The sequence below is a fragment of the Megasphaera vaginalis (ex Srinivasan et al. 2021) genome, assembly GCF_000478965.1.
Lineage (GTDB): Bacteria > Bacillota > Negativicutes > Veillonellales > Megasphaeraceae > Megasphaera > Megasphaera vaginalis.
Window position 1 is genome coordinate 13,744 of record NZ_AWXA01000053.1, and the last position, 11,744, is coordinate 25,487.

General features: G+C 51.1%; 10 protein-coding genes. All 10 read left to right on the plus strand.

Features of this window, described 5'->3' with window-relative positions:
* Positions 1-97 precede the first annotated feature (97 nt).
* The 10 genes from HMPREF1250_RS09230 to gltX all read left to right on the plus strand — a co-directional run bounded on the left by HMPREF1250_RS09230 (position 98) and on the right by gltX (position 11,731).
* Entirely contained in the window at positions 98-1,120 is a 1,023-nt protein-coding gene (locus HMPREF1250_RS09230) for a YibE/F family protein (RefSeq protein ID WP_196806868.1), read from the plus strand.
* 263 nt (positions 1,121-1,383) lie between these two features.
* The gene (locus HMPREF1250_RS09240) at positions 1,384-1,836 is read left to right on the plus strand and encodes a CtsR family transcriptional regulator (RefSeq protein WP_023054476.1); all 453 of its coding nucleotides are present in this window, start codon (positions 1,384-1,386) and stop codon (positions 1,834-1,836) included.
* A 23-nt stretch (positions 1,837-1,859) separates the two neighbouring features.
* A complete protein-coding gene (locus HMPREF1250_RS09245; protein WP_023054445.1) occupies positions 1,860-2,369 on the plus strand; it encodes a UvrB/UvrC motif-containing protein in 510 nt (169 codons plus the stop codon).
* Between the two features lie 2 nt (positions 2,370-2,371).
* Positions 2,372-3,424 carry an ATP--guanido phosphotransferase gene (locus HMPREF1250_RS09250; RefSeq protein WP_023054516.1) on the plus strand — a complete coding sequence of 351 codons (1,053 nt, stop codon included), beginning with the start codon at positions 2,372-2,374 and terminating at the stop codon, positions 3,422-3,424.
* Between the two features lie 66 nt (positions 3,425-3,490).
* On the plus strand, positions 3,491-5,920 hold the full coding sequence (locus tag HMPREF1250_RS09255) for an ATP-dependent Clp protease ATP-binding subunit (RefSeq protein WP_023054441.1): 2,430 nt from the start codon (positions 3,491-3,493) through the stop codon (positions 5,918-5,920).
* Entirely contained in the window at positions 5,921-7,294 is a 1,374-nt protein-coding gene (radA, locus tag HMPREF1250_RS09260; protein ID WP_023054488.1) for a DNA repair protein RadA, read from the plus strand. It abuts the gene before it with no gap.
* Between the two features lie 96 nt (positions 7,295-7,390).
* Positions 7,391-7,750 (plus strand): hypothetical protein, encoded by a 360-nt coding sequence (locus HMPREF1250_RS09265; RefSeq protein WP_023054501.1) that lies wholly within the window; start codon positions 7,391-7,393, stop codon positions 7,748-7,750.
* A gap of 132 nt (positions 7,751-7,882) precedes the next feature.
* A complete protein-coding gene (locus HMPREF1250_RS09270) occupies positions 7,883-9,061 on the plus strand; it encodes a PIN/TRAM domain-containing protein (protein ID WP_023054461.1) in 1,179 nt (392 codons plus the stop codon).
* Between the two features lie 13 nt (positions 9,062-9,074).
* Complete coding sequence (gene ispD, locus HMPREF1250_RS09275; protein WP_023054386.1) at positions 9,075-10,256, plus strand: 2-C-methyl-D-erythritol 4-phosphate cytidylyltransferase; 1,182 nt, start codon at positions 9,075-9,077, stop codon at positions 10,254-10,256.
* Between the two features lie 14 nt (positions 10,257-10,270).
* Positions 10,271-11,731, plus strand: coding sequence for a glutamate--tRNA ligase (gltX, locus tag HMPREF1250_RS09280; protein ID WP_036243192.1), 1,461 nt, complete (start codon positions 10,271-10,273; stop codon positions 11,729-11,731).
* Positions 11,732-11,744: the final 13 nt, after the last annotated feature.

Genomic DNA, 11,744 nt, shown 5'->3' on the forward strand with positions numbered 1-11,744 from the left:
GACCTTGCAAAAAGCAAAACGATTTGCACTGATAATCGCGGTGCTTCTTGGCGCCGCGCTTTTCCTCCAGAACTTTCAGCATGTAGAGAAGCCGGAAATGGTCGCTACCCAAGGGCGGACCTTTGAAACGGCAACTGTTGCTGAGATCGTGCGGGATAATTTGCAGGAAGACGGCAGCCGTGCAGGCGATCAGGAGGTATTGCTGCAGATGACGAGCGGCAGCCAAAAGGGTCGGCTCGTGGCGGCAAACTGTCCGAACGGACTTTTGTTCGGTACGATCTGTGAGCCTGGCATGAAGGTCATCGTTTTGTCCAGCGTCGTCGGGGCTCTGGATCTGCATACCGTTTATAATGTCGACAGATCACTGCCGATTTATCTTTACATCGGCACGTTTTTGCTCATGTTGTCGCTTATTGGCGGTAAAAAAGGCATGAAATCCGCCGCGGCCCTGGTCTTGACCTTTGTCTGCTTTGTCTATCTCTTTTTTCCTATGATTTTCCGCGGGACGCCGCCTGTCGTTGCCGCTGTTTTGACAGCAGCCGTAATTTTAGCGGCAACGATGTACCTGATAAACGGTTGGAGCCGCAAAGGAGGCATCGCCTTCTTGGGGACTCTCGGCGGCGTCGTTGTTTCCGGCGCGGCAGCGCTGATTTTCGGACAGATGACCAACCTTTCGGGATATAATGTGTCAAATATCGAAAGCCTGCTGTTCGTTGCGCAGAACACGGCGATCGACGTCGGGCAGCTGCTCTTTGCAGGCGTTCTTTTTGCTAGCCTCGGCGCCGTTATGGATATTGCCATGGATATTACGGCGGCCTGTACAGCCGTGGTCAAAGAAAACCCCGCTATTTCCCGGGAAAAACTCTTCGCCGTCGGCATGGATGTCGGGCGCGACGTGATGGGAACCATGGCGACGACACTGATTTTGGCTTTCTTCGGCGGTTCACTTAGTGTTTGGGTATTGGATTATGTTTATGACCTGTCGTATTTACAACTCATTAATTCCAACTCCGTCGGCGTTGAGATTATGAAAGGGTTTGCCGGAAGCTTCGGCGTCATTTTGACGGTACCCCTGTCGGCGGCATTAAATGCTTTTGCTGCGGAAAGTAAAAAATCATAACTATCTTTTTAGAATCACAGAAGCAGGAGGACTGTGCCGGTCTTCCTGCTTTTACTATATCCGGAATCGGGTTTGCAATTGCGACGGCGCATTTCAGCGCACGATTTATGCAGATTGTTCGGAGATAAAGAAGTCAACGGATACAGGAATGGAATGACGACTTTTCTTGCAAAAAGTCAAAAAGACGAATATAATATACAGTGTAAGGTCAAAAAGTTTATCTTAATGAGATAGGATAGATACCGATAAGAAAGGTGATCAGCATGAGCGTATTGGCAGATAAAATTGAACAGTTTATTTTGCATAAACTGTTGGAAGAAGAAAAAGAGAATATTATTTTGCGGCGAAATGAGCTGGCTGATGAATTGGAATGCGCTCCGTCTCAGATCAGCTATGTCCTGAGCACACGTTTTTCTAATGAACGGGGATTTCTCGTTGAATCGCGGCGCGGTTCGGGCGGGTTTGTACGGATTGTCAGGCTGACGGCAAAAAAAGCGGACCATACACCGGCTTTACTCACGGAACGCCTGCCTGCCGTGAGTATTACCTTGGATGACTTGGATAATTTACTGTTTCAGTTGATCAGGAACAAGGTAATTACCAACGGAGAAGCCATTATCCTCCATCATACCTTTCAGGCGCTTTTCCTTGAAATTGACGACGCGTCAAAGCGCTTTGCCGTCATTAGCCGTATTTTGAAACAGATAGCGATATAGCGTTACAGGAAGGAGTGTGTACCATGCTTTGTGATCACTGTAAAAAGCACGAAGCTGTCGTGCATATTACGAAAATAGAAAACGGCCGTCGCACGGATATTCATCTCTGCGCCGATTGCGCGGGAAAACAGAGTCCCTTCGGAAGCGACGGAGAGTCGAATATTGTCGATAATGATTTCTTTCGTAAAATGGCTTATCCCGACCATCACGGCCGGTACGGCGAGGAATTGCGCTGCAACAGCTGCGGCACGACTTATGAAGAATTCAATCGCAACGGAAAATTCGGCTGTCCCGATTGTTATGAAACGTTTGCAGAAGAAGCGACGCCGCTGCTGCGGCGTATACATGGTCACGGCAGACACGTCGGCAAGGTGCCCGAACGGGGCAGCGGCGTGTTTCGTACGGAAACACAGTTGAAGCGGCTTCGGCAACATCTGCAGAAGCTCATTGCCGCGGAAGCGTATGAAGATGCGGCAACGGTGCGTGACGAAATTCGCGCCCTTGAACAGCAGCGTGGCGGCAAGGAGGGATAGGGATGTTTGCAGAATTGCTTACGGCACCGTTGCTGCCCTGGCAGGACGGCTCCGGTGAAGCTGCCGATATCGTTTTGGAAAGTCGGATCCGTTTGGTGCGGAACCTGAAAAAGTATGTTTTTCCCGGTAAAGCGTCGGCTGCGGAACTGCAAGCCGTCCTGACGGAGGCGAAGGCGCAGGTACCGCGTTTACAACAGTTGGGGACGGGGCGCTATGAATATCTCGAACTCGGCAAGTTGTCTCCAGCGGAGAGGGATTTGGCTGCGGCCAAGCATTTTATCGCGCCGAGTCAGCCGGGGACGGGACAAGGCCTGCTGTTGCGAGAAGACGGCGCTGCGGAGGTCATTGTGAATGAAGGTGAACATTTTATCATTCAGGCGGCTGCTGCCGGTGCGGCATTGGATACGGTATGGCGTACGGCCTTGCAGCTTGACGATACGTTGGAAAGCAAGCTCAACTTCGCTTTCCGCGATGACTTCGGCTATCTGACGGCGAATCCGGCCTTGACGGGAACCGGCTTGGTTGCCGGCGTTACCTTGCATTTGCCAGGATTGGTGACACAAAAAAGGATGCAGAAGATCGTTCAGGGCATTACCAAATTCGGATTTTCCGTATGCGGCGTCTATTGCCGGGGAAATACATATATCGGCAATATTTTCCAGATCGCCAATCAGATTACGTTGGGGATGTCGGAAGACGATGTCCTGACGCAGTTGAAAAAAATTGTTACGCAAATTGTCAAGGAAGAGCGGAATTGCCGACAGCAACTGTTGGAGAGAGACGAAAACGGTCTCCGCGACGGTGTTCTTCGCAGTTACGGCATCCTTTCGCAAGCCTGGCTCATGGAGCAGGAGGAAGCGATTCGCCTGTTGAGCGATTTGCGCTTAGGCATTGATCTCGGCATCATTCATGAACGGCCTTCTGTCTATGAAGCCCTGCTCTTTCTCTGCGAAACCGCACATTTACGGCAATCTGGTGCGGGAAAGAATGATGACGCCGAAGACCGGGTACGGGCGGATATTATCCGTAAAACGCTGGCGGCGTATGCCATATAAATTGTGATAATTACGATAAAATGCCAAACCCTTTACGGGCAGGCACGTGCATGAGGGGGGAACGACATGTACAACAGATTTACAAATGACGCAAAAAAAGTGCTGCATTATGCCCAAGAAGGGGCGCAGCGGTTTCATCATGACTATGTCGGCACGGAACATATTTTGCTGGGGCTGGTAATGGCTGACGGCGGTTCTGCCGGGCAGCTTCTGGCTCAGTTGGGGGTAACACAGGAAAATGTGAGCCGCGCTATTGAAAATACCGTTGGTATCGGAACGAAAGGCGCTTCCGGTCTGGCGTTGACACCGCGAACGAAGCGGGTTCTGGAGATGGCTGTTGCCGAGGCGAACCGACTGGGACAGGAATACGTCGGTACAGAACATATTCTGGCCGGTATCCTGGCTGAAGGGACGGGGATGGCCGTTCAAATTTTGGAAACGATGGATATTGATCCGGAACAGATCGTGCGGAAGCTGAATGAGCTGTTGGGAGCGGCTCCGGATGAAGGCGCCGCCGCGGAAGAAAACGGCAAAGTTTCGCTGGAAAATTACGGCCGCGATTTGAATGCCGCCGCCAAAAGTGAAAAAATAGATCCCGTAATCGGCAGAGAAAAGGAAATAGAACGCGTTATTCAAATCCTTTGCCGTCGGACAAAAAATAATCCTGTATTGTTGGGGGCTCCCGGTGTCGGCAAGACGGCGATAGCCGAAGGGCTGGCGCAGCGGATCGTCAACGGAACGGTGCCTGAACTGTTGGCGGCAAAGCGTGTCTTTTCCCTGGATATGGCCGGTTTGGTTGCGGGAACGAAGTACCGCGGCGAGTTTGAAGAGCGAATCAAAGCGGTAATTGAACTGTTGGCAAAAGATGATTCGGTTATTCTCTTTATTGACGAATTGCATCAGCTTATCGGTGCCGGCGCCGTCGAAGGGACGATGGATGCGGCAAATATTTTGAAACCGGCGCTGGCTCGCGGTGAATTGCAATGTATCGGGGCGACGACGTTGGACGAATACAAAAAGTATATTGAAAAGGATGCCGCCTTGGCGCGCCGCTTCCAGACGGTCCACGTGGGAGAGCCGTCCGAAGAGGAAGCCGTTCAGATACTGAAAGGCTTGCGAGACCGGTATGAAGCTTTTCATAATGCGCGCATCACCGACGAGGCAATTGAAAAAGCCGTAAAATTATCAGCCAGGTATATTTCCGACCGGTATTTGCCGGATAAGGCGATCGACATTATGGATGAAGCGGCCGCCAAGGTAAAGTTGGCCGCATATGCGCCGCCGGAGAAGCTGAAAGCACTGGAAGTTCAGTTGGCCGATATTAACAAAGAAAAAGCGGCGGCGTTGGCTGCTGAGGAGTTCGAACGGTGCGCAGCTCTGCGTGACGAAGGACAGCAGTTGAATGACATGATCTCGCAACTGCAGCGCGAACGGAAGCAGCAAGATGATGTCAAACTGATCGTGACGGAAGCGGATATTGCCGCGGTAGTTTCACTTTGGACGGGGATTCCGGTGCAGCAAATTACGGAGACGGAGTCGCAGCGGCTGCTGCATCTGGAAGAAGAACTGCACAAGCGCGTCGTCAGTCAAGATGAAGCGGTTACGGCGGTGGCCAAGGCGGTGCGTCGAGCCAGGGCCGGCTTGAAGGATGAGAAGCGGCCGATCGGCTCCTTCCTTTTCCTCGGTCCCAGCGGTGTCGGCAAGACCGAATTGGCGCGCACGTTGGCATGCCAGCTTTTCGGCAGTGAAGAGGCGATGATCCGTATCGATATGAGTGAATTTATGGAACGCCACAGCATTGCCCGCCTGGTTGGGGCTCCTCCGGGGTATGTGGGCTATGAAGAAGGCGGGGAACTGACGGATAAGGTCAGGGAAAAGCCGTACAGTGTCATCCTTTTTGACGAAGTGGAAAAGGCCAGCAGCGATTTCTTTAACATTTTGCTGCAAGTGCTGGATGACGGCAGATTGACCGATTCCAAGGGAAGAACCGTCGATTTTCGCAATACCGTCATTATTATGACCAGCAATCTCGGGGCGGCTCATTTGAAGCCGGCAGGGCCGACGGTGGGATTTGCCGCTGCCGCCGGCAAGCAGGACAGTGAGAAGGAATTTCAGCGGGCGAAGAATGAAATTCTCAGTGAGGTGCGGCGCTTCTTCCGTCCGGAATTTTTAAATCGTATTGATGAAATACTCGTTTTTAAGCCGTTGAAGCAAGAAGACCTGCGCCGTATTGTGTCGCTTCTGTTGCGGGAACTGACGGGACGTTTGGAAGAACAGGGCATCAACATGGATTGGACAGCGGCTGCCGACACTATTCTCGTTCGCGAAGGAAGTGATTTTGCGTATGGTGCCAGACCGCTGCGGCGCGCTATACAAAAACTTGTAGAAGATCCTATTTCCGAAATGCTCTTAAGCGGCGAACTGAAGAGCGGCAATTGCGTCCATGTTGATGGCGGCGATCAAAAGAAACTTGTGTTTACGACGGAGAAAGAGTAAATGGCTAAAAGCAAGAAACGATATGTCTGTGAACAGTGCGGCAGTGTCTTTAGCAGTTGGTTTGGCCGCTGCCCGCACTGCGGTGAATGGAATGCGATTCGCGAAGAAACCATCGTTCAAGATGGGCCGAAGAAAGCTGCGGCAGTGAAACGAGACGGGGACAGCGTCAGGCCGGCCTTGCTTAACGAAATCGCTATGGAAAAGATGCGCCGGCTGACAACGGGGATCGCCGAAGTGGATCGCGTCCTCGGCGGCGGCATCGTACCCGGTGCGCTGATGCTTCTCAGCGGTGATCCGGGTATCGGCAAATCAACGCTGGTTTTGCAGTTGTCCGTTGCAGTCAGCCGTCATCAAGGCAGCGTCCTTTATGCGTCAGGCGAAGAATCGGCCGGGCAGATTAAGCTTCGTGCAGACCGGCTTCGCTTGGCTGCCGACGGCCTTTGGATACAGGCGGACACTTTTTTGGATGCTATTTTGTCGGAAGCGGAAAAGAAACATCCGGGACTGCTCATCATTGATTCTATTCAAACCATGTACGGCAGTGAATGCGACGGCGCTCCCGGCAGCATGATGCAGATTCGGGAAGGAACGAACCGTTTGCTGACCTTTGCCAAGACGACGGGAATACCGGTTATCGTTATCGGGCATGTGACAAAAGACGGAAATATCGCCGGGCCGCGTGTTATGGAGCATCTTGTCGATGTCGTTCTTTACCTGGAAGGAGAGCGGCAGTACCCATTCCGCATCTTGCGGAGTATTAAGAACCGTTTCGGCTCGACTGATGAATCCGGATTGTTCACGATGACGGAAACGGGACTGACGGAATTGGATAACCCGAGTTCACTGCTCTTGGCAGAGCGGGCGACGGCGAACTCGGGTTCTGCCGTCGTCGCCGTCATGGACGGTATGCGGCCGCTTATGGGCGAAATCCAGGCCTTGACAACGCGATCCGTTTTTTCCGTACCGCGCCGTACCGCCGTCGGCATGGATTATAATCGGCTGATCATTCTCCTGGCGGTGTTGGAAAAGAGGGTCGGTCTTTCACTGGCGGCTCAAGATGTCTATCTTACCGTTGTCGGCGGCCTGAAAATAACGGAGACGGCAGCTGATCTTCCCATCCTTTTGGCGATCCTGTCGTCTTGTCGCGACAGCGTTATCGACAGCAATACGGTTTGCCTCGGTGAAGTCGGCCTCACCGGTGAGATTCGCCGTGTACCCCATTGTCTGCGCCGTATCAGGGAGGCCGTCAAGTTGGGGTTCAAACGCTTTATCATTCCCCGGGGAAACCATGAAGAGGTAGTCGGAGCCGTCGACGCGTCTTGTCGCGTTATAGCCGTTGCTACGTTACAAGAAGCTGTAGCGGCGGTTTTTTGATCGGAAAAGCGGCAGGTTAAAGAGAAAAACTGTTCTTTTTTATAAATAATGTGTTATACTAACAATAGTATGACCATTTAATGGAGGAGGAATCATATGGATACGGAGCAGACGGACAGGCGTCGTATGCTTACGGCGCTGGTCTGTGCCTTGTGTGCTACCGTCCTTTTTGCAGCCGGTACGGTCTCGGCATCTTCGCCGGTGGGAAGTGTGAACAATCGGCAAGTTGTGTATACAACGGGCTCGAACGGCATGACAGGCCCGATCGTAAACTACGAGCATTATCGGATCATGGCTGACGGGCATATGGAGCCGATTGTGAATCATGACACGTATGTGATCAATACGCAGGGACAGCAGGAACGGGTACAACCTGTCAATTATCGTTATCAGCGATCCGATTGCCGCTCCGGCGGATTTTGCAGCTATGGAGCGCGTGCCGGATTTCATCGGTAAGAACGTGCAGATGCAGCTCTGTCGAAATGTTGTTTTCGGCAGAGTTTATTTTGCCGCAAAAGTTTTTAACGGATGATACATTAAAAACGTGTACAATCGTATTATCGTGAATCTTAAAAGGAGGTGAACCATATGTCGGAAAGGAAGGAAACCGCTCCGTCTGCAGAAGGCAAAAACAATAAGCGGTTCAATGGGCGAAATATGGCTAATAAGGTGATGAAAGCAGCTATTTCTTTGGTTTTCGCGCTGATTTTTGTCATGCTTGCCGATCAAATTGTTTCGATGCCGCTGTTTAGCGCCGAACTGGAGATCGAAAGCGGGACTGCCGGCATATTCGGCACGACTGTCGTGACAATCGTCGCCTATATTCTCAGCGCCGTTTTGGGGGCCTGTATCGGGTATTTGCTTTCATCATTCATTTTGCGTCTTCTTTGGATTGCGATTCATTGGATGGAAAATAGTTTGGGCGCTTTCGCCAGTCAGGATCTGATGGTCGGGACCTTGGGCCTGCTTTTTGGACTTATTATTGCTACCTTAATTGGATTTGCCTTTGCCCGCCTGCCGATTATCGGCGCATATGGACCGATTGTTTTCAGTATTGTTTTCGGGTATGCCGGAATGAGTATTGCCATGCGCAAGAAAAATGAAATCATCCAAATGGTGTCTGCTCTTCCCTTCGGCAAAGCCGGTAAGGAAAACCGTAAAAAGGAAAGGGAATTTTCCGGGAAATTACTGGATACGAGTTCCATTATCGACGGCCGCATTGCCGAAATTTTCCGGACCGGTTTTCTGGAAGGTCCTTTGCTGATACCGGTATTCGTCTTGGAGGAATTGCAGCTCATTGCCGATTCTTCCGACCTTCTGAAACGGAACAAAGGGCGGCGCGGACTGGATATCTTAAAGCAAATGCAGGAAGATCACCCTGTTGAAGTACAGATTATTCATGATGACTTTGATGATGTGCAGGGAGTCGATTCCAAGCTGGTTCGTTTGGGAAGAAAAATCAATGCCAAGATTGTGACGAATGATTATAATCTGAATAAGGTCGCCGCTTTACAAGGCGTAGTTGTACTGAATATCAATGATTTGGCCAATTCCTTGAAGCCGTCGCTGATACCGGGGGAAGAAATGGAAGTACTCGTTGTCAAAGCCGGTAAAGAGAACAATCAAGGGGTGGCGTATTTGGATGACGGTACGATGATCGTTGTCGAAAACGGTGAGAAATATATCGGAAAGACGGTTCCGGTAACAGTGACTTCCGTACTGCAAACCTCTGCAGGCCGTATGATTTTTGTTCGTGTTTCGGAATGAGCAGGTGAGTTGATTGAACGTTTCTGTAATACTCGTGGCTGCCGGCTCCGGCCGGCGTTTCGGATACGAACAGAATAAGCTTTTTTACCCCTTGTGCGGCAGTCCCGTTTTGACGCACACGTTAAAAAATGTGTTGGCGGCGTCTTGCGTTTCCGAAGTCGTCATTGTCTTTGCCGAAGTGGATCGGAAGATGATTGAAGCGATTGTCGCCTCTTTGCAACCGGCAGTTCCGATAAAATACGTCTTAGGCGGTGCGGAGAGAGAGGATTCTGTTTATAACGGTCTTCTGGCGACTGCCGCAACATCCGAGATCGTCATGGTTCACGACGGTTCGCGTCCTATGGCAGGGCCGGAATGGTTCGACAATGCCGTTGCGACGATGGCCCATGCTAATGCGGCCGTTTATGCCATTCCCGTAACGGATACGGTAAAAATGAAGGAAATAGCGGAAGCGGAAGGACTGCAACGAATAACGACATTGGACAGAAGCCGACTGATCGCCGTACAGACACCGCAGATATTTCGGCGAAATACGCTGTTGCAGGCACATCGTCATGCCAAGGAAACCGGGATCAGCGGCACTGACGACGCGTCGTTGGTAGAAGTACTGGGGGAAAAAATCCTCATCTTGCAGGGCAATAAACGAAATCATAAAGTGACTACGATGGATGATGTGCCGATTCTGGAATTTTATATGAACGGGCCGACAGAGCATCGGGTCGGCAGCGGCTATGATGTTCATCAGCTCGTTACCGGCAGGAAGCTGGTACTCGGCGGCGTTGAGATTCCCTTTGAGAAGGGACTGGCCGGCCATTCCGATGCCGATGTGTTGATTCACGCCCTGATGGACGCTCTGCTCGGCGCTGCCGGCTTGAAGGATATCGGTACGTATTTTCCCGACAGTGATATGACTTTTAAAAATATTTCCAGCCTTGTTTTATTGCAGAAAGTGCGACAGATATTGGTGGAAAACAGCTGTCGCGTCATTAACGTCGACGTGACGCTTATGGCGCAGCGTCCGAAGATAAAAGCATATGTAACGGAAATGATTCAAAATATTGCGGCTGCTCTGCAAATTGATGCGGCAGCTGTATCGGTAAAGGCGACGACGACGGAACGTCTCGGCTTCGTCGGCAAAGAAGAAGGCATGGCGGCACAGGCGGCGGCCATGATACTCAAATACAGGACAATATAGTAGGAGGCAGTATGATGTCAGAAGAAATGCGCGTTCGTTTTGCTCCCAGCCCGACAGGGCCTTTTCATATCGGCGGTGCCAGATCCGCTCTTTTTAATTATTTGGCCGCCAGGCACGCAGGCGGAAAGTTGATTGTCCGCATTGAAGATACGGATCAGAAGCGTTCGACACGGGAGTCGGAAGAAAATATTAAGGAAGCGTTGCGCTGGCTCGGCATTACTTGGGACGAAGGGATTGACGTCGGCGGTCCGAACGGTCCGTACCGCCAGATGGAACGGCTCGCCTGCTATCAGCAGTATACCGATAAGCTGCTGGCTGAAGGAAAAGCGTATTACTGCTTCTGTACCCCTGAAGAACTGGAAGCGGAACGACAGGCGCAGATGGATAAGGGAGAGACTCCGGTTTATGGCGGTCATTGCCGTAACTTGCCGAAGGAAACGGTCGAACGGTATTTACAGGAAGGCAGGCCTTATGTCATCCGCATCGTCACACCGCCCGATGAACTTCTGGAATTTGATGATATCGTGCGCGGTCATGTATCTTTCGACGCCAATAAAGTAGGCGATTTTGTTATCGTCAAGTCTGACGGTGTTCCCGTTTACAACTATTGCGTAGTTCTGGATGATGCCTTAATGGGAATCACCCATGTCATCCGCGCTGAAGAACATTTATCCAATACGCCGCGTCAGCTTGTTCTGTACAAGGCATTGGGGTTTGCTGCGCCGACGTTCGCTCATGTTTCGCTGATTCTCGGTAAAGATAAAAAGAAAATGAGTAAACGGCACGGAGCCACGTCTGTACAGCAATATCGTGATTTGGGGTATTTACCGGAAGCCCTTGTCAACTTCCTCGCTCTTCTCGGGTGGACACCGGAAACGGATCAGGAAATCTTTTCGAAAGAGGAATTGATCCATTCTTTTTCACTGGGCAGAGTGGCAAAAAATCCGGCTGTTTTTGATATTGAAAAGCTGAATTGGATCAACTTCCACTATATGAAGGCATTGACTCCGGAAGCACTGCTTGATGTTTGTCTGCCTCATTTGCAGCAAGCCGGTTTTGTATCGGAAGAAATAGACGACGGGCAGCGTCAGTGGCTCATGACCATGGTCGACGCTTTGCGCGAACATCTCCAGTACGGCGCACAGATCGTCGATGCAGCCAAAATCTTTTTCAGTGATGATTTTACACCGGAAAACGAAGAAACGGCAGCCGTCTTGAACGAAGAAACGGCGGCTGCCGTTTTGCAGATGTTTGCCGATGAATTCGCCGCGCTTGACGAAGTGACCCCCGACGCGGTACAGCCTCTCTTTAAAAAAATTCAAAAAGGGCTTAAGGTAAAAGGAAAGTCCGTCTATATGCCGATCCGTGTAGCCCTTACCGGCGTTATGCACGGCCCTGATCTTAATGTCATCGCGGCGTTGATGGGACGGGAGAAAGTGTTGGAACGAATTGGGAAAAGTGGACTTTTACAGTAAATTTCCTTGACAG